This is a genomic window from Cytobacillus oceanisediminis 2691 (assembly GCF_000294775.2).
GTDB lineage: Bacteria > Bacillota > Bacilli > Bacillales > Cytobacillaceae > Cytobacillus > Cytobacillus pseudoceanisediminis.
The window spans coordinates 1-20,234 of sequence record NZ_CP015507.1 but is presented as its reverse complement, the minus strand read 5'-3'; the positions used below and the strand labels follow the sequence as shown (position 1 = coordinate 20,234).

Below are 20,234 nucleotides of genomic sequence, written 5' to 3'. Positions count from 1 at the left end.
AATTGATAAATCAGTATTAGTATTACTGTATATATGACTTTTTTTGAGAAAAACAATAAAACACTTGTTTAATCTTTTAATACCTATTATTTTTCAAATGTCGCCGTAGCTTTCTAACGATAAACCGTGAATCAGGACCAACCCCTCTTAATGTTGCAGAAGCAAATGACCGCTGTCCTTCTAGCCCCACATAATATAGTCCTGGCACCGAGGTGCTTATCCCAGCGATTTCCATGGGTTTCCCCTCGTTATCGAGGGCACCTAGATCGCTTAAGTAATCAAGGTTATAACGGAAACCTGTAGCATAAATGACAGTGTCTACTTGTTCTTTTTTTCCGTCTGGCCAAATTACCCCATTGTCATAAAAGGAAATAAACATGGGTTGTTGATTAGGTTTCCCAGATGCCAATCGTTCTTCGTAATTATTAAGATTGGCTACTGAACTCGAAATCAGTGGCTTTTTGCCAAATCGCCAGAAAGGGAATGTATCTATCCCAATAGCCCTTATCCAAAAGTGCAGATCCTGCCCCAAAAATCTTTGTCTTATTAATTGAACCGGCTTTCGTACAGCTAGTGTTGTTTTACTTACCTCTGCCAACTCAATAGCAATCTGCACTGCCGAATTCCTACTTCCCACAACAAGCACTCTATGATTTATAAAAGGGTCCGGATTTCTATAATCTGATGAATGAATAATACGTCCTTGAAAAGTCTCTTGCCCTTTAATAAAAGGTATAAATGGATTATTAAAAGAACCAGTTGCGTTGATAATAGTCCGAGCATGGAATGTCTCACCCGATTCTGTTAGTACCTCAAATACTTGAGCTTTGCTCTTTACGGATACGACCCTCTGATTGGCCATAACAGACAGGTTAAAGTGTTTTTTATAATCCATTAAGTAATCAATTACTTCCATTTTTGATGGATAATGATCAGGATCTCCAGGGAACTTCATCCCAGGTAATGATGAAAATCGTGCAGGAGAAAATAGTTTGAGGCTGTCATAATAATTTGGCCAGGAACCTGTAGCTTGCTCATTTGCTTCCAAGATTAAATAATCTAGTCCTTCCTTTTCCAAATAATATCCTGATGCAAGACCAGCCTGCCCCCCACCAATAACTATAGCCTCCCAAACTTTACTCATATGAATCCTCCTTTCGTTTATTTGCATTTTGCAAGTATTAGGTACAAGGGAATTACCCCTGTATTGGTTTGCAACATACACTGGACTTTGCCATTGCGTTATTTAATAAATGAATTGAACGAATGACCGTCTCTCTTTCAAACTCATTCATCTGGGAAAAAACTTCATTTAAAAATGAATTCATTTGTTGTTCAATTGTCGTTGCGATATATTTTCCCTCTGTAGTCAGAGAAAGAATACTAATCCGTTTATCATCTGGGTCTGGTGTTTTCTTTACTAAGTTCATTTTTACTAATGATTGTACCTGCCGACTAAAAGTAGTAATATCAGTCCCCAAGGTTTCCGCAATTTGCTGCATAGATGGCTTATGTTGATTATCTATCTCATATAGAATGTGACTTTGAATGAGGGAAATATCGCATCCACCAACACTGCAGCAATTTTTATTAAGCAAACCAAATCGGCGTGTCATTACTTGAAACATCCCACGAAGATTTTCCAATATTTTCACCTCTTGATCACATTATATGCAATTAACTTGCAAAATGCAACTAAAAACCTCAAACTTATTTTACCTGGTTTGGCAGCTACTCATAAATAATCAACCATTGCTTCAATGACTTATAAAGACGATTTTCATAATGTTTTATTATTGGAATGGGTCTAGAAATAATGTTTTTAACTATCCCCCCCTTTTAAAAAAAATTAAAAAAACCCCCTTAAACTCTAATTAGACAAAGCCCCATTATCAAATAAGGAAAAAGGGCTGCTCGCAACCCTTATTGAACTCAAGCTATGAGAAAAAGAGAGTGAAAAAGATGTTGTATTTTTGAATTATAAATTTTTATATACGTCTGAATAAGCTATTTTCAATTGCTTTTTGAGTTGTTGATTTTCATCTTCTAACTTTTTATTCTTTCTCTTTAAAGAAGCAATAATTGCATCCTTGTTGCTTTCATTCATTTCTCGTTTCACCTGTTTTGGGGTCGGTACATTAGCCTGTTGCTGCCTTAAGGTTTCAATTCTGTCACGAATCTCTGGGTGATTATATAATGTGGCTTTAGAAACCCCTGATTCGTTTGCAACATTATTAAAATTAATATTCCCTTTAATCTTAATGAGTCGTTTTAAGGCATCATTAACCTTCTTTTCAGTAAGTGCTTTTCTTGATGCATGGATAGATTTTAGATGTATTTTCCGGTCGTAATTACTCATTACTCTCACCTTGCTTTCGTTTAATTCTATCCACTCGACCAAAGATTATGTTACCGGCTTTAATAGTTTCTAATATACCTCGGTAACGTTCTAAATTCTTTCTGTTTTTTTCAACGATATCATTCCTTCCACGGTGTTCTAATACATCTATTGTTTTTACTGTAGTTTTTATTAATAACTCATATTTTTGAGTATCTAAGTCCGAAAAGCCGATGGCCAAGTCTTTACATGGACTTCCTGAGTTACAAGTTAGACATGGTGGCTCTTCAGCATAAGGACAATTTCCATTTATTCGTGCATGACATGTACCATATGGATTATCAATTGCATTCAGCTTATGATCGCGCCACAATGTTTCAAAAATATTAGTTGGGATATCTTCGTTAGACTTTATTTCTTGAACCTCACCATTTAGGTCAAAACTAAATACACCTTGTCTCAATGCTTCCTCAAAAACTTTTCTCTTAGTATTATCTAACAACTTCGCATAACGCATCGTCATTTCAGGCGAAGCATGAGCTAATAAATCCTGTAAAGTAATAATATCTACACCATTATTTATCATCTTAACTGCGTATGTATGTCGGAATTGATGTGTTTTAAAGCGGAACAAATCCCCATTTTCATCGGTAATATTTTTTAATTTAGCCAACTCATTTATTTTAACACCAATCCATTGTTGTTCATACGGGCGTCCCTTTCTAGTACCTCGATAGCGAACAAATATTAATTTTTCGGGGTTGTTATCTTGATTACTATGTAAAATGGAGTTATTTATTATAGCTGCAAGTATGTCAGCCAGTTCGTCATCTATTGGAATACGATGACCTACTACATTAGTTTTCTCAATATCAGTCTCGATATAATATTTTCCGTTTAGCTTTATTAAACAGTCTTGTGTTAAACCTAAGACATCTGAGATTCTAAGACCTGTTTTAAAAGCAACCCATACTACAGGCTGTGCATCTTTGTTAAGTGAATTAATGTGTCTGAATAACTGTTCTAAAACGTAGTCAGGAATGTAGTCTACTTGATCAATGGGCTTCTTTTTTAGTGTGGGTCTATCCTCCTGAAAAACAAGAAGACTAACTGGTTTTAATGGACAATCTGCTTGATTATAAGTAGAAATATCCTCAAGAAATTGAGTAATATAATGCAAATTAGTATTTATATGATGTTCAAAGTGAGTAATTTTCTTATCTTTTCTGGTCTCGTTTTTTAACCAATCCAAATATTTCTCAATATGCTTTCTTTCTAGATATTTAAAACTTGTCCAGGAAGGTTCTGCAGCTAGTATATAATTGATAAACCTCGTTACTTGTCTTACATAGCCTATTGCACTAGTCCAAGCATAATTATCAAGCAATCTTCTTTTTGTATTCTGTTTTACAATATTTTTAAGCTGGTTTGACATAATCTTAGAAAAATTTATATAGTGGGCTGATGTACTTTTAACATAATTAATACCATAAAGTTCATTTAATTTTCTTATGTCCCACCTGTCTTTTTCCCATTCAGCTCTTAAATCTGAATACTTACAAAGATTCTTATAAATTAGTCCAAAAAAACCAGCTATAGGAGTTTGATTAGTATATCCACCATTCTTATTTGAGCCTTGCCTAGTTAATACGGAGCCATTGTCATTTAACCAACTTAGCCACATCAAATTAGCTTTATTAAAGTCAATATCCAAGATCGAATCAATATTAGGGAATTTTTCATTTAAGAATGAAGTAAGTTTGTATAACTTTGTCGCACCAACTCCATATATTGTAGATAGAGACCATTCATCTTTAAACAACCTTTTATACCAGAGATATTTAAGCTCTATATTAACTTGTGGATTGTCAATTTCAAACCTTATAATATTTTTCCGATAGTAGTACCTCTCTAATTGATCCTTAAAGTTATTGATATTTCCAATATACCTTATATCCCAATGGTCATTAACTAAAAAATATGGATCATTTACGACCTTATAAGTTACTGACCCATCTATTTCTACCGTTTTTTCCCTATAAGTTGATAATTCCTTTCTAATTTGGTCATGTAAACTAAAGGAATGCTGAAAATAACTATCTACATTTTTTCTGCTCAAATCTTTACCGCCTCTCATATTCTATTAATATCAAAAGCTGATTGCGCCTGTTCCCATGACTTTCTTATTTCCTCATCGGATGGATGAAGGTAAAAATTACTAGTAGTTTGAATTTGTGAATGACCTAACCGTTCTTGGACCTGTTTAATGTCTCTGGTTTTAAGGTAAAATAATGTAGCGTGTGTATGGCGAAACATATGTGGATTTACTTGTAACCCAGTTTTCTTGTTAAGACGCTTAAATAAAGAAGATACATCCTGGTAATTCATAGCCTCTCCTGTGTTCCTACCTCGTAACTTAACAAATAAAAAATTCGAATCAATATCAATTTCATCTAAAACTTCATATAAATAGTCATCATATGTATCCATTAATTCCTGAGATATATAAATCTCTCTTTCACCGGTTTTCAACTTACCCCCATTTTCAAGTTCTCCTCGATCTACTAAACGTAATCTATGGCCATTCTTATGATCGAAAATAAAATCCTCTATAAATAATGAAAGAACCTCTCCAATACGTAACCCTGTTTCAAAAAGGACTTGGATTAAAAGCCTATCTCTAATATTTGTGGTTGCTGCTAATAAGTTCTTAACATCCTCCTTAGACAAGATTTTTATCTTTTTCTTCGGTTCCTTAAGAATTAATATATTTCTGGTAGATGGTTTAGCTTTGTTTACATGATGAAAAAAATCTTTATATCTTTTTTTTCCTCCTAAATAGACTTGCTTTAACAATTTTTCAACCATGTCATTTTCTATTTCTTCGTTCCGATAGAGGTAGTCATAAAATCCTGTAACAACAGTTATTGTGTGATTAATTGACCTTTCTTTTCTCATTGATTTAGCTGGTTTAAGTGAGGTAATATAGGGACTTCTCAGCCAGGAGATAAAATCCCTTAAATCTTCTAATCTGACACTTTTATAATGTAATTTTTTTTCGTAAAGGAAAGTGAAATAGTGTTTTAATGCGTAGCAATAACTCTTTTGTGTATTTGGGGCTTTCTTGGTAGCATCTAGGAATTTAAGGTATCTAATTACAACAACTTCAGGGTATCCATCATTATTAACTAATATATATCTTTTAACTTTCCCCTCTAAAATAACTTCTTGTACCCTCAAGACATCATCTCCTATAATACTTTTTAAGTTCGTTAAGAAAGAGGCATTACATTAGTGTTAATACAATTGTACATATTATACATAATATACAATTAGAATTTAGTTAAGTTAAATAGAATATTATGTATTAAAAAAGAGGATAGATGGTTATATTCTAAACATATTATCCTCTTATTATAATAGTATATTTAATGAGCTTTGCTACACTTATCGTTGCCGTGATCGCTATAGGTATTTCTTCAAACAAAAAGAAGTAGCCTACCCTGCACATCGCCAAAATGTGAGTAGGACTACTTCTATTCAGGATTGGCCGCTGCACTTCATGCAGCTTGCTGTACATTGAGGTCCTGGTGACAGCCAGGATCTCTTTTTTAATATATGGACTTTATAGATAAATTATAAACATAAAATTTATAAGAAGTAAAGCAGACTATATAAACTTACAATCAACATTCAGATTAGGATAGTCAATGAAAAGACAAATATGTTTATAAAAGGAATATTAAATTTTCTAAATAACCCCATATCTTTTTAGTGCATAATATATACCGTCTTGGCTAGATTTTTTAGTAACGAAATCAGCAACATTTTTTAGTTTTTCACTGCCATTTCCCATTGCTATACCAAGACCCACTAGCTCTAACATGTCAATATCATTTTCACCATCCCCAAATGCGATAGCTTCCGATCTATCTATACCGAAAAATTGTAAAGTCTTCATTATAGCTAGAGATTTTGATACATCGACCTTTAAAATATTTAACACGTATGGATGCCACCTTTTAAATATTAAATCAGGGAACTTTATTTTATACCTTTCTACTGTTTCATCATTTGCAAACAGACAAAGCAAAAATACCTCTTGATCAAAAATAAAAGGATTGGTTTGTGGATATTCATTTAATGACAAAGTTTCTTTTAACGCATTAAGGATTTCTTTATCCTCTACTCCATTCATACTGAAATCTTCAGTATAAAAAGATAGGGCGGAATTTTCTTCTTTCGCAAAATCAATAAGTTCCTTTATTATATTTTTTTCCATAGGAACCTTATGGATAATTTCTTTCCCGTGCTTAACATAGCCACCATTTGCGGTTATGAATGTCTCTATTCCAATGGACTTTAATTCTTTACACATTGATAATGGTCTACCGGTTGCAGCAACTACCTTGAATCCTTTGCTTAATAATATTTTTATAGCTTCAATTGTGGACTGTGGAATATTTCCATTTTCATAGTTTGTAATAGTCCCATCCACATCGAAAAAAACAATTTTGTAAGCCTCAGAAGTACTCATAGCCACTACTCCCTTAATTAGTGAGATAATTTCTAATGAAAAAAACCTTTTTCCATATTTTACCATAATTGATAAGTGATTAGAAAAGTCTAACCCAATAATTGGAAGTTTATGGTTTTAGCCTATTTGTATTCCTATTTGCATTTTCGTGATCATTCATTATTCGATAACAAGTAAACTTGATTAATGCTCATTTTTTAAATGATAAAAGTTCATATTTGATAATAAAGACATATAAATAATAAGAACAACAGAATTAGTAAAAACATCAAATTAAATAAGCCCTTTAACCATTTAACCACTTTCCCCTTCTCCCCCAAGGGTTTTACAATATCACCTATATGAAGCCATTCAAATAACTAAGAATTTAACAGAAGCAAATAAAAGAAAATAACAAGTTAACAGTTTGTTTAATACAATGTATACAAACTCACAATAGAATTATTGAATTATTAAGTATTCCACAAGTGAATATTCGAAAGGGAGTTTGGAATAAAAAAAAGAGGTTCCATAAATGGAACCTCTTTTTATAGCTGATTCAAATATTAAACATGAGAAATTGAAACGCCAAGAGCCTTGTAACAAGTAAATTTTTTACAAGGCTGTTTAGATATCAAATTTTGCGAATTCCGGTATTTCTCCAGTCACAGTCAATTGATATTGTTCTACTTTAGCATCGTGAATTAATTCATATGGGATCTTCTTAAGTAAAGTTTTTATATCTTTACGGAAGGCTTTCCTGAAAAAGGCTCCCAGGGAATGTATTCTAAAAGTTGATTTAAGCACACTTTGTTCAGTTATGTAGGAACCAATACTATCTATGCAGCTAATAAAGTATCGCTTAATCGACTTTTCAAGATTAAAGGATTCATTATTTTTAATAAATTTTACCTTATCATATACCTCTTGCTTAAAAGATAGCATGATGTCAAATTGGTCTCGAGGCTTGTATTTTATTTTATGACCATCAAGAAAATATATTAATTCATGGGAAAGCATTGCGATGAGATGATCAACTTTAAATTCACCGCTGCTTTGTTCTTTAACACAATCTTCTTTTAATGTAATCCATACCTTTTTAACCCAAATCTGATTGCCACGGAACTGTAGGCCCTCAAATTTAACATCAAATAAAGGTTCCAGCAAAGCTAAAATTTCTCTAACCTTCTTCGCATTTTTATTTAATTGCTTCTTTAAAGTTGACATGTTACGAGATTGTTTAAGCATTTTCAAGTCAATGTCTTCTCTTTTAGACATAGCTGTACGGAACTGGTTAAATAAAGACAACATTAACTCAATTGCTTCTGGGTTTGCTGTCCTAACCAATTCTGCGAGAATATTTGTATCAAAAAGAGAATGAGGAATCAGAAGGTAATTTAGTTTACCTCCTTCCACGCCTGGATTATTGCACTTTTCAATGTCTTTTAACACTAAGACAGAGATTCCATTTTGGATCTCCTCTTTAACAAAGTGATATTTCTCCAAATATAATTTCCCTGAATACAAAGAAGAATAAGGAATCTGGAGTTTTTTGGCCCAGTAAGAAAGGTTGAACTCTTTTAGAATACCTCTTTGGTTTTTCTCCAAGTCCAGTTGCTTGAGCATAGTTAGGTAGACAACATAAGCGGATGCTGGGGGCCGTTCAAACGTCTGGTCTCGCAACAAATGAAATTCTTTTAGTATAGATTGGTGCATTCTGAAACCGTCAATCTTCACTCTTTTCATGCTCAAGCTCCTTTCTAATTTATGTTTTGATTCTCTGAAATTTAAATAAAGACCAGGAACAAGAGATCTTTGTCCTGAATGCATATTAATCTCAAGATATAGCTTTTCTAAAGACAATTCTATTAATCTCTATTTGTTGAAATAAGTATAACTCAATCGAAATTTGGAAAATGTTCCTCTCTAGAGAAAATGCACCACAAATAAAAGTGGATTAAACACTGGTATAATAAGCTTTTGGAAAAAGTTATTTATTTTTTCTTATACGATTACCGCTAGATTATGCACCAATAGATATAAAATGCACCATTTAAAATAAATGAACAACTATTAATAAACCTTTGATAAATGTGGATTTAACTCTAATGTTAATGATTATTTTTAAACGGGTTCCGCTATAATGTCTTTGAATTGGTGCATTTTAAGTTATGCAGCAGTCGCAGTAATTGATTTCAGTATTTGAACTTTCATTTGGTTTTTTTAATATTAATTACCAACTTTCTTTTTAAATCAAGGTTTTTAATCCATACAGGTTCCGCTAGATGCCCATCAAATGGTGCATTTTTAGTGGTGCGTTTTATTTTTATTTCTATACAGGTTCCGCTATAAATTCATATAGCCGGCTGTTAACCCCTACAACCTCCGCAGAGAAAAAGAGATATAATATCTATTAAACCCTTGATTTATAAGGGTTTATATAAGTTAGTTATATCAAAAGTGGTGCATTTCTTTTGAAAAGTGGTGCATTTTGATTAGGCATGTCGGGTAAAATGGTGCATTTCTCGATTTTTTAATTTTTATTTGGTGCATTTTGATATTATTAAGAGGACAAATTCACCCCTTTTTCTAAGGAGGTTAGAAAAATGAAATATGAAGACATACCAGAACATTTAATCCTAAATTATGAAGCTCTGAAAATTGTTCTTTTTGAGGAAGTTAAATCACTCTTTATGGATCGCCCTCATGTTTTGTCAAAGTGGAGCAGCTTAGCGTATCAAATGACAAAAGAAGAAATATTAAATCAAAAGCCCACAGATGATATGCGTTCTTTTGGAGTGTTAATCTCCCTTTTTACAGAAGCATTTTTTCACCAGAAACCAATTACTAAGGAAATGATCAAAGATGTTGTCTCCTCATCTGGTGACACGATAAAAGCATTTATAACAGGTCATCTGCACCAGGAGTTTCCTGAAGTCGAAGTGAAATATAGTTTTAACGACAATAAAATTGAAGAAGCGCTAGAGAAGGACTATATCCTTTCCAGCACGAATATGGATTTTCATCTAATGAGAGATATGGTTACGAAGAAGAATGATTTCAAAGAAGGCGAAGCAGGTTATCTAGCGACTGAAATTATAGACAATCGAGGTAACGTTAAAGGGGTTGCTGAGCTGCGGCCGCATGAATTACAAACTGAATTAACGATAGAGCAGCAAGTATGGCTAGAAACCTTGGGTGAAACGCTTAACTCGTTAGATGACTTGACCGCGGATTTATTTGATTTGATATCATATTTATGGCTTACACAGCCAAAGTCGAGTGATGGATACATAGAGTTTCATAGTAATGATGCTTTGCGACTAAGAAATATTAAAAAGAGAAGTTTTGCTGGTAAAGAATTTGATTACCGGGAAGAAGACCGTTTTAACATTATGAGAAGAGTAGCGGCACTCTCAAGTATTTGGGTATCCTTAGGTGATCAGACTATTAAGATTGTAAATACGGAAGGCCTTCAAGATAGCGAGCTGTATAAATTTAAGGATTTCCAGAAGATGTTTGAAATAGGAAAAATACGTATAGCCTATGATAAGAACACAGGAGAAGCTAAAGGAATATATGCTGTCCAGGTGCGCCCTACTTCTATTCTAACTCCTTATCTGGAAGGTCCTAAAAAGACACTTGGTATATTAGATTTAAAGGTCTTTAAATACAGCCATACCAGCCAAAGAGCTCATAAACGGCTGACAAGGTATTTAAACCTCCAATGGAGGATCAGAACGGTTAGGAACACGCTTGGGCAGCCATTTAAGGTAGGAACTCTTTTAAAAGAAATGGACTTCTCCTCCCGTTATACTGGAGTTGCACTGAGGGATAAATTTGAAAACACTTTGGATGATCTCCAGGCTGATGGTGTTATAAAAAAATGGATGTATTTAGATGAATTAGACGAAGAAATGGTAGGAAAACGAAACTGGGTTAAAGAATACTGGAGTAAGTTAAATGTACATATTTTGCCGGCTGATTATATTGTAAAGGAAAACAGAAAGATTCTTTCATCGCAACCAGTGACAAACAAAAGATTAATCGAAACATCTATAGCGCAAAGTGCAGCAGATATTGAATTAGTACCAAGCGGACATTCTATGGCTATACAAAGCGCAAAAGATTCACAAGAGCCGATTACTTTAACTCCTGAAAAAATGAAGGAAGCTTTGGAGTTTTTAAATATTAGCATCCGGCAAGCATCTGAGGAAATAGGCATTGCTCACACTACCCTATCGCGCTATATAAAAAGGGAAAATAAAAGACAGAATAAGAAAAACGATGAGAAAATGTTGAATTGGCTGAAGCAAAAGCTTAATTAAACCTAAAAAGGATGAACCCGTTGGAAATTGTGATTGAAACAATATTGAACATTGAAGGTAACAGGGGGTTAAGAAGAGGTACTTTTCATGTCCTTGATCGTGAGTTTAAGAAAAATCCTACTTTTACAGCGGCAGTAACAGCATATGAATGGATACAGTCTCAAATAAGGGAAAGTGGCTTTAGACAAACTGTAATTGAAAAAGTGACATGGAATGAAAATAACGATATTACAGAAGACGTAAAGCAAATTAGACCAATAATAAAAGATGACTTACCATTTTAAAAAGGCCAAACTCATAGAAGAGTTTGGCCTTTTTCTTCAGTGGACTAAAATAAGAATAGACTAACTAAAGAGGAAAATGTTCCTTCTTTCATATATTTTCCACAAAGTTTAGATGCTTACTCTCCAACCATACCATCATTGTCATTATCTCGCATATACGGGTATAACCAATGATCGCTCATTATTGGCATACTGTAACCTGCATCTTTTGCTTCTTGAATAGTTACCTGGCCGTTGCCATTTGTATCGACACTAGAAATATCACCTTTTTTGTTTGAGCTAATTGAATTTGAAGGTTTGCTACCTGTTAAACCAAGCGATTCGTTTACTTTATCAGGGTTGACATTGTCGAATTTATCAACAATCTTATTCCCTTTTAAAGTATAGGTATATTGATAATGTGAAGGAATCTGCGTTTCCGTATTAGGATATGTGATTAATGCTTCAAAGTCAGTAGCTCCACCCGCTTTACGAATTGCGTCTTCCATATAAGCTTGGTCACCGTGACGGTTGAGTGTGCTTTCTTGTGGAGTAATATTGTAAGCATTCGATACCCCACCCATAGAATCTGCGATAATGTGTCCTTCGTCCATATCGTCTCTTTCAACACCTGTAACTTTTGCCTCATCAGAGTAGTATCTGCCAGACGGTAATACAGGTTCTGTACTGTCATCTTGTAGAATAATTTCATCGGCAATGACACGCACTAGTTGTCCGTGTTCATTTGTAAACGCCCAATATTTACGATCTCCAAAGCCAATATCAACAACTATGTTAGATTGACGATATCCAGATAAATCTCCACCATCAACTTCAATCAATTTGTATCCTGGGAACAGTTCATTATTTTGTTGGGCTGGAGCTTCCTTTTCTACTGGTTCATCAACAATTGTAGTAGTTTCTACTTTCTCAGTTTTCTCTTGATTGCTATTTTCGGTTGTATGAACTGTGGTTACTTGCGAATCTGTTTTTTCTTCTGTAACAGATACATCTTCTGTGTTCGTACATCCAACCATAAAGATAATCGCAAAAAGCAAGGTTAAATAGTTTTTCATTCTTGTACCCCTTATAATAACTTAAATCACATTTAAGTGTATTTTATCATAATGTTTATCTCTGAATTATATTTAATTACATACGAAAGGAAATTAAGCAATCGAAGATTATATTATTCTACGACATAAGAAATGAGCTGGTTTATCAGCTATTAGTATTAAAGAAAAGCACCCGTTAGTTTAAGTACATTTCTTCACAAACTTTAGAAAAAAACGATGGTGGATGCTATATCTCCTAAAGCAATTGACTCGAGTTACTTTTTACTGTCAATCTTTTAAAATCAGAAACCATTTCATCAAATTTATTTTTCTGCTCTAAAAATGGGGAGTGATTACTTCCTTCAAATATAAATAATCTTGAGTTTCTTATACCTTCGTTGATTTCTTCAGAAAAAACCAAAGGGCATTGTGCATCATATTTTCCACAAAAAACAATCGTGGGGGTTATTACATTTGGCAGCTCGCTTTGGATATCAAAATTGGGTAGGTCTTTAAACGAATAGTAATTTAATCTCTTTTGCACAACTTTCCCACTACTTGGTTTTGAGAAGTATTCATCCCATCTTTCAGGACTATGTAATGACATACTTGTCCATTCCTTACTAGCTTCTCTTCTCTCTTCCTTAGTTGAGGTTGGAGACTTTAGTATTGAGAAAATCTCCTTTAATCGTTTATTTAAAGGACTTTTTGGACAATACATACTTCCTTCGTGTTCCATATACCGCCTTGAAGATGCTGCACCTCCAACTAATAACCTCTCAAGAGAATGTGGGTACTTTAAAGCATAAACTAAACCTAACATTCCTCCGGTTGAATGTCCTGCAAAACTCCATTGTTTATAATTTAGTGCTTCCCTAATCGCCTCCAAGTCTTTGACACTTTCACTTATACTGAGATCGGCATCACAAGAAACTTTGTCAGATTTACCAGCTTCTTTTAAATTGATCAAATACACCTTGAAATGCTTTACGAAAGAATCAGCAAAATAGTTACCTAATTCATTAAACTCAGTATATAAATGGGTAATACAAAGAGCTTCTCCACTTCCTTGAGTAAAGTATTCAAATTTCCCTCTAGATGTCTGAACGAAATTTTTCTCCCACATACTAATCCCCCTTCAACTCAATAAAATAGGACTTGAATAGTTTCTATGATACGTATGGGGAATCCTCCCTGTTCAACTAAACCGCCCCGTTTGTTAAATAAGAAAAAGCTGCCTAATTAGCAGCTGTTCTTGGAATATGGTTGGAATAGTTAATAGGAAAGAAATTGAAGCCACTTATGTGTTGGTTGGTGCATTTCTAAAGTATAACTAAGCCATTGTTTCTGATCATTATCGAGATAATCCTTTATTGTCATAAAGTCTTGATGATCTTTTTCCCTTGTGTTTTTTGCCTTATATAGAAGTACTATTTCTGGATTTAGGAAGGGAATTCCGCTTTCAGAATAACTCAAAATTGAATTAATTGGGTAGGAAATCCTTAAATCTCTTCTAAATGTCCAATTATCATCCATTGTTTCATTTAGAAGAATTTCTATTTCATCTCCAGTCATCTTATTTGAAGCGTGTATTTCGTGAACTGGTAATTCTAAAAATTCATTTCCCCAAGTATATAGTTCACTATTAATGACCTTTTTGAAATCCCATTCTATAAGATAACTTTTTAGATAAAATTGATCTTTTCTAAATACAGCAAACTCTATATCTTTATGTTTCCTGGTTTCTTTACCAATAAAAAGGTCAATCGCCCATCCACCAGCAATGCACCACGTTTTATTAAATCCTCTCATTAAAGAAGCAACACTTTTGCATTGTTCAAATGACATATAGATCCCCCAGATTAATAAAAAATAACCTCTTTTCTATTCGTTGTGTATACTAGAAATACCTCTTCCTTGTTCAACTCCCTCAGTTTAATACGGTTTACTCACGAATGCTCGCTTATTCGCAGGATTTCATCCTCCATGGATATATATTTCTAAATTGAAAAGAGTAGATTCTGGACAAATGGCTACATGAAGACATAGTTAAATAGAGGAGTAGGATTATACTCCAAATTCTACCATATGATGTACTTCTCCACGCCAGCCCTTGGAGGCTTTCCCTCCCATGTCTCAACGGGTCAATTGCCCTCTCATTCCTTCGTCATGCCTATCCAAGGGGTGGAGGCCAGTTATGCTAACCTGATGGGTCAGTGCCCTTTTGTTGAACAAACCTGGTACTCCGTACATATTTGAAATCCTGCGAATAAGCCAACACTCGATCTTTAAAAATATAAGGGGTAATGATTCTCTTCGAGAAAAAGTGAATTGGACTACGCTGCCAACTCAGTTAACGGCTGGACCTTCTTGGCACAATAAGCTTCGTTTTTTCGCGCTATCCCTACAAAGATCCTAGCTAACTTCCCGATCAGCTTCATTATAGATTTCATTTTTTTCATTTTCTTGAGCTTAACATTATTCGAGTGGAGGGCTTTAAATTCCGGGTTGTTCATTACCAGACCCATAGTAGCTAAATAGAGGAAACGTCTTAACCTTGATCTTCCACGCTTTGAAATGATAATTTGCCCTTTCCACTTCCCTGAACTGGCTTCGGCTAGATGGAGTCCTGCATGGCGAAGTAAAGAGTTGCCGTGTGAAAAACCACTTAAATCTCCTGCTTCCCCTAAAATACCAGCTAACGAAATTTCACTAATTCCCTTAATCATAAGTAACTTATTCGCGAAAGGAATTTTAGGTAGTTCATCCTTGATTGCCAGCTCAACTCTTTCAAGTTGTTGAATCGCAAGGTCATACTCTTCGAGTAATTGTTCAAGATGAAATTTATAAGCTTCTAATGCTTGCCTTGTACCAACTGATTTCCTGGCTACATTGAGGAGTAAATAGGCTTTCTTTAATCCAGGCTGTCGCTTCATCAATAACTTCCACCCGGCCACGATCTCTTCAGGCTTCATGGAACCCAGTTCCATCGGAGATGGGAAAAGCCGAAGTGTTGCGATGGCCCCTTTAGCAGTGATGTCTTTAAATACTTGTCTAAGCTCGGGGAAGACAATATCCACCCAGCGATTCAATTGATTAATCGAGCTTACAAGCCTCTTAACAATGACATCCCGATTCGACATAAGTACCCTGAGCTTTTCAAACGACTCAGAAGTATCTCTTACAAAGGAATAGTAACCGTTCTTCACCATATCTGCTATTACAAGAGCGTCTTTTTTATCACTCTTTGATTGGGTATTATCACGGTTTTCTTTATTTCTTTTCACCAAATGAGGGTTAACTGTCACTACCTCAATATCTTGTTTCATCAGCCATTTAGAAAGATTAATCCAATAATGACCGGTAGGTTCCATACCAACTATGGCAGCCTCAAGTTTATGTAATCTTTTAATGCTATTAATCCAGATTAACAGGGACGAAAATCCCTCTTCGTTGTTTGGAAAAGTGATTGGATCTCCTACTACAATCCCACGGAAATTCACTGCTCTGGCTACGTGAAATTGTTGAGCAATATCCACACCAACCACAAGATGTTTTTCAGTAATTCTTTCTATTAGTTGATTTTGTTTGTCCTGCATTTTAAACTTCATAGTAAGGGTTCCTCCTAAGTTTGAGTTAGAGTCGTGTCTTACTCATATCTTACTGAGGAGCCCTATTTTTTTCAAAGCTCAAAAATAACGATCTACAGGAATGCTAAACTGCCCCGTTAGTCCAATAAGAAAAAGGCTGCCTTTTGCAGCCTTTATTTTAATAAGTTGAACATGGTCGAATATAAGTTTAGTGCTACCAATAAAGTCAACACCCTATTCCACTTCTTCCTTATTTAAATGCTCATAATCTAATAATTCCACTTTGAAACCATGACTACATCCAATTTTGGGGCTATCGCAGGATGGAGATACTCTTACTTTAACCAAGTCATGTGCATAGTTGCCAGGTGCATTTCTTTCGTCAGGAACGTGAATACTTATGGAAATATCATAAGAATGATTATTGTTATAAACAATACCAACAATCCTTTGTGACTGCCAACCAAAGGTAGCAGCATCATTACCTGGATACTCTTGCATCACTCTTTTATCAATAGATGGAAATACAATATCTCTTATAATGTCTTCTGGTGTGACATACCAATCTTCTGCATAAGGTTTAATTTCCTTAGATTCTTGAGGTTTTTTAGCATTTACCGAGTTACCTGTCGCACACATTAATAGAATTGTAAAGAGAACAATCAATTTCTTCATGATGCTCACTCCCATAAATTTTTACAGTTAGATTTCGCAATTTCAAATAATATTATCCTCAACGACAATAACCCGTATCTCGAAAGCAGGTTGTTTCGCGATTTGTTTCAAGCAAAATTAATGAACCAATTTAATGTTCAACCAACCTGCCCCTTTTGTTGAACAAGAAAAAGCTGCCCTAATGACAGCCTAGATTTTTTAGCTTTTTCACTTTAGTTCTATAACTAAATCACCTTTTAAGGCTTAAGCTAAATAAGGTCTAATTTATCTTATGAGTGTTCATTCATTACTTTAAACATACTGAAAGTTGATTCCTGGTCTGTTATATAACCTTTTCCTTCTAAATGTTTATTCTTATTATGGTTGAAGGATTCAAAATCCTCGTTATCTTCAAGTTCATATGTATAATGAAACCCAGGACACAAGCAAAATTCCTCTAAATTTTTATATGGTTTATTTGGTATTTCACGTGCAATTACTATATTTGGCTCGAAGAAGAAGTAAACATAGGGTTTATTTGTTCTTATTTTCAACAAACCACTCCTTGTTCTTTTTTAAAGGTATTCTCCTTTCTTACAAAAGGAAAGGAATATCTTATATTATTCTCTATTTTACTTTAACCTCCTTCTCCGTTTGTTCAATAAAAAAGCTGCCACAACGACAGCTTAGTTTGATATTAGTTTCCATTTCTTACGACCAGCTTATTGTAACCTTGGTTCGATTTTATATCCTCAATTTTAATTCCTTTATAATAATATCCTAATATTTCCTTAAAATTCTTCCCCTCACTTGCCATACTATTAGCCCCATACTGGCTCATACCAACCCCGTGTCCATAGCCTCTTGTAGTTACTTGGACATCACTTCCGTTAAGTTTTAAACTAAAATCCGTCGATCTCAAACCTAAAGCTTCCCTAAATTCCGCTCCGGTTAGTTTCTTTCCACTAATTATAATTGTGGACACTCTATCACTGGACGTTCTTTCAACATTAATTTCATTTGATATTTTAACTCCAAGCCTAGATTCGATTTCTTTAACAGGAAATGTTTTCGTTTTAACAAAATCAGGAGCTTTTGTGTCCCAAGGACTCGGGACACTTCTTAAATACGGAAGTGATGTTGTCCAATAGTCCTCGGAATTCTCCGTATACCCATTGCTTATAGCAAAAAAAGAAGCATCAATAAGTTCACCATTGTAACTCATTACCAATCCTTGAGTTTCTTTAACAGCCCGAGTGATTTTTTTTATATTCTTTTCATAATTATCATCCTTCCACATTTCTTTCAATTCATCTTGATTTTTATAAACTTGTTGTAGTGTGGAATCAGAAATATCAGCCCCTTGCGGTAAGTCCCCTTTATTTTCAGACATTAAAAACTTCATAATATATGTTCTTGCACTAATAGCTTGTGCTTTTAATGCCTCCATTTCGTAATTTGCGGGCATCTCTGATGCTAATACTCCTTTTAAATATTCTTCTAAATTCACTTTTTCAGTTTCTTTATTATTCATTCTAAATACTGAAACAGTAATGTCTTTATTGCTGCTTTTTGAATTGTTTGCTGGTTTGTTTTTTGGTAAGGTATCTGAATTTGTAATTTGAGGAAGCTCAGATGATATAATTTTTGTATTTGTTGCATCAGTACCAAAAGCTATTACGATTAGAGATGGGACACAAAGAACGAAAATTAGAAATGAAATGATAATTATAGTTACTGGTCTCATAAATACCTCCCATATTTATATACATAATTAATATGGGTTTTGGACAAGCTTTTAGAACTTCTTTTAGTGAAATTTGTATTATCATGGAAATATCTTACTTAACAAGTCGAGTAGAAGGGAGCCTTTCTACCTTGCGGTAAATTGTACTCCTCCCCCCTCACAGAACCGTGCTTGCGCTATTAACGCACACGGCTCCTCCTAGTTATCATTTACAGAATGTAGTTAATCTCTTTTCTAAGTTCATAGATATTCACTTTGATTCTTGGTGAAGGTAGTGGATATTTATTAAGAAAGAGCCTGAATTTATTCCATGTAAAGGATTTCCTTTGACTTCTTCTGTTTAGCCATTTAAATAGTAAGCGCTGGATTTTCTCTTTAAAGTTGTTAACAGTTTGGGTGTTATCAGTGATGCAATAATAGTTGTAATAACCTATTAGTGAGCGTTTAAATCTATCCATAATCATATGAATATCTTTATTCCTATTATTCTTCAGCCATTCTTTCGTTTCTTTTAGTTTACCTTGAACTTTCCTCCTGCTGGTTTTCCGCTTTACTCGGAAATTACCCTGTTTACTTACGCCACAATAGTGGGTAAACCCGAGGAAATCAAAGGTGTCTGGTTTGCCAGTCCCGTCACGTTTTGCATTCTTTTCCGCAAACCGTCCGAAGGGAATTATTTTAGTTTTATCCTCGGCTATTTCCAGGTTAAATTTCTTTAATCTCGCTTTTAATGAATGGAAGAATTGCTGGGCTTCACTTTTATTCTGAAAACAACAAACAAAATCATCTGCGTATCTAACTATATATGCTTGGCCTTTACATTGTTTCCTAACCACTTTTTCAAACCATAGATCAAGAACATAATGGAGATAGACATTGGCTAATATCGGAGATATCACTCCACCTTGCGGTGTACCATTGTCTGTCTTGTATTTCTTACCTTCCTCCATATATCCACCTTTAAGAAACCTGCTGATTATTCTCAGTAGGTTAGGGTCAGTGATTCGGAGTTTCAAGAATTCCATCATCCATTTGTGGTCAACGTTATCAAAGAATCCTTTAATATCTACATCGACTACATAGCTTACTGCTCTCTTCTCAATATATTGATTCAGTATTTTCAGCGCATCGTGGCAGTTTCTATTTGGACGGAACCCAAATGAGCAGTCTAAAAAGTCATTTTCATAGATGGCATTTAGTATTTTCGTAATGCCCTTTTGAACAATTTTATCTTCATGTTCCGGTATTCCCAATGGTCTCATCTTGTTTGAGTTGAGCTTTGGGATATACATTCGTCTTACTGGAACAGGACGGTAACTTTTGCTTTTAAGCCTACTTACTAAATCCTCTATGTTTTCTTCTAGGCTGTCACTGTATTGTTCTTTTGTCGTTCCGTTGATACCAGTTGCCTTTTTATTAGGCAATTCATGATGACACTGAGTTAAAGATTGCTCATTCAATAAATGTGCAAGAGAGGTAAACTTCATTTTAGGCTCAGATTTTGCTAATTCTGCTATCCTTAGTAGTTTTGTTTCCATTTATTATTCCTACCTCTGTGTGTAGTAAATGTGTCCCTAGTAAGGGTGATAACTGGTAGCTAGCCTTCCCTCCATCGGCATTACCCAACTTCATTGGTACTACGCTGCTATCCGACTCCCTACCATCGGCATTTGGTTTCCTTGCTTGTTATCGCTTGTAGACCATACTCTTCAGAAGAAAAGACCGGTAGGGTCTCCCGAGTTG

At 34.5% G+C, this 20,234-nt stretch carries 17 protein-coding genes; 2 read left to right on the top strand and 15 right to left on the bottom strand.

All coding sequences use genetic code 11. The features are described from left to right. Window positions 1-76 precede the first annotated feature (76 nt). The 7 genes from A361_RS27250 to A361_RS27220 form a co-directional block, all read right to left on the bottom strand. Window positions 77-1,144 carry an NAD(P)-binding domain-containing protein gene (locus A361_RS27250; protein ID WP_019381037.1) on the bottom strand — a complete coding sequence of 356 codons (1,068 nt, stop codon included), beginning with the start codon at window positions 1,142-1,144 and terminating at the stop codon, window positions 77-79. A 52-nt stretch (window positions 1,145-1,196) separates the two neighbouring features. Continuing rightward, window positions 1,197-1,646 (bottom strand): MarR family winged helix-turn-helix transcriptional regulator, encoded by a 450-nt coding sequence (locus tag A361_RS27245; protein WP_019381038.1) that lies wholly within the window; start codon window positions 1,644-1,646, stop codon window positions 1,197-1,199. Window positions 1,647-1,978: 332 nt separating this feature from the next. Beyond that, window positions 1,979-2,359, bottom strand: a complete 381-nt coding sequence (locus A361_RS27240; protein WP_019381039.1) for a DUF6262 family protein — start codon at window positions 2,357-2,359, stop codon at window positions 1,979-1,981. Further along, window positions 2,352-4,475: a tyrosine-type recombinase/integrase gene (locus A361_RS27235; RefSeq protein ID WP_236888103.1), complete on the bottom strand. Its 2,124-nt coding sequence runs from the start codon at window positions 4,473-4,475 to the stop codon at window positions 2,352-2,354. The genes A361_RS27240 and A361_RS27235 overlap by 8 nt, the downstream gene beginning before the upstream one ends. Beyond that, window positions 4,472-5,578 (bottom strand): tyrosine-type recombinase/integrase, encoded by a 1,107-nt coding sequence (locus A361_RS27230; protein WP_019381041.1) that lies wholly within the window; start codon window positions 5,576-5,578, stop codon window positions 4,472-4,474. The genes A361_RS27235 and A361_RS27230 overlap by 4 nt, the downstream gene beginning before the upstream one ends. A gap of 511 nt (window positions 5,579-6,089) precedes the next feature. Continuing rightward, complete coding sequence (locus A361_RS27225; protein ID WP_019381042.1) at window positions 6,090-6,875, bottom strand: Cof-type HAD-IIB family hydrolase; 786 nt, start codon at window positions 6,873-6,875, stop codon at window positions 6,090-6,092. A gap of 606 nt (window positions 6,876-7,481) precedes the next feature. Next, the gene (locus A361_RS27220; protein WP_019381043.1) at window positions 7,482-8,600 is read right to left on the bottom strand and encodes a hypothetical protein; all 1,119 of its coding nucleotides are present in this window, start codon (window positions 8,598-8,600) and stop codon (window positions 7,482-7,484) included. Window positions 8,601-9,595: 995 nt separating this feature from the next. On the opposite strand from A361_RS27220, the gene A361_RS27215 reads away from it, so the two are divergent. Next, window positions 9,596-11,182 carry a helix-turn-helix domain-containing protein gene (locus tag A361_RS27215; protein WP_236888102.1) on the top strand — a complete coding sequence of 529 codons (1,587 nt, stop codon included), beginning with the start codon at window positions 9,596-9,598 and terminating at the stop codon, window positions 11,180-11,182. Window positions 11,183-11,211: 29 nt separating this feature from the next. Next, complete coding sequence (locus A361_RS27210) at window positions 11,212-11,466, top strand: hypothetical protein (RefSeq protein ID WP_236888109.1); 255 nt, start codon at window positions 11,212-11,214, stop codon at window positions 11,464-11,466. A gap of 116 nt (window positions 11,467-11,582) precedes the next feature. Here the strand turns inward: A361_RS27210 and A361_RS27205 are convergent, their stop codons facing one another. The 8 genes from A361_RS27205 to ltrA form a co-directional block, all read right to left on the bottom strand. After that, a complete protein-coding gene (locus A361_RS27205; RefSeq protein ID WP_019381046.1) occupies window positions 11,583-12,521 on the bottom strand; it encodes a DNA/RNA non-specific endonuclease in 939 nt (312 codons plus the stop codon). A 235-nt stretch (window positions 12,522-12,756) separates the two neighbouring features. Next, entirely contained in the window at window positions 12,757-13,626 is an 870-nt protein-coding gene (locus A361_RS27200; protein ID WP_019381047.1) for an alpha/beta fold hydrolase, read from the bottom strand. 149 nt (window positions 13,627-13,775) lie between these two features. Beyond that, window positions 13,776-14,348 (bottom strand): nucleotidyltransferase domain-containing protein, encoded by a 573-nt coding sequence (locus A361_RS27195; RefSeq protein WP_019381048.1) that lies wholly within the window; start codon window positions 14,346-14,348, stop codon window positions 13,776-13,778. Between the two features lie 488 nt (window positions 14,349-14,836). Then, window positions 14,837-16,111 carry an IS110 family transposase gene (locus A361_RS27190; protein ID WP_019381049.1) on the bottom strand — a complete coding sequence of 425 codons (1,275 nt, stop codon included), beginning with the start codon at window positions 16,109-16,111 and terminating at the stop codon, window positions 14,837-14,839. A gap of 213 nt (window positions 16,112-16,324) precedes the next feature. Next, on the bottom strand, window positions 16,325-16,765 hold the full coding sequence (locus A361_RS27185) for a hypothetical protein (RefSeq protein WP_019381050.1): 441 nt from the start codon (window positions 16,763-16,765) through the stop codon (window positions 16,325-16,327). 269 nt (window positions 16,766-17,034) lie between these two features. After that, window positions 17,035-17,298 carry a hypothetical protein gene (locus A361_RS27180; RefSeq protein WP_019381051.1) on the bottom strand — a complete coding sequence of 88 codons (264 nt, stop codon included), beginning with the start codon at window positions 17,296-17,298 and terminating at the stop codon, window positions 17,035-17,037. A 143-nt stretch (window positions 17,299-17,441) separates the two neighbouring features. Next, a complete protein-coding gene (spoIID, locus tag A361_RS27175; RefSeq protein ID WP_019381052.1) occupies window positions 17,442-18,491 on the bottom strand; it encodes a stage II sporulation protein D in 1,050 nt (349 codons plus the stop codon). 209 nt (window positions 18,492-18,700) lie between these two features. Beyond that, complete coding sequence (ltrA, locus tag A361_RS27170; protein ID WP_019382772.1) at window positions 18,701-20,029, bottom strand: group II intron reverse transcriptase/maturase; 1,329 nt, start codon at window positions 20,027-20,029, stop codon at window positions 18,701-18,703. Window positions 20,030-20,234: the final 205 nt, after the last annotated feature.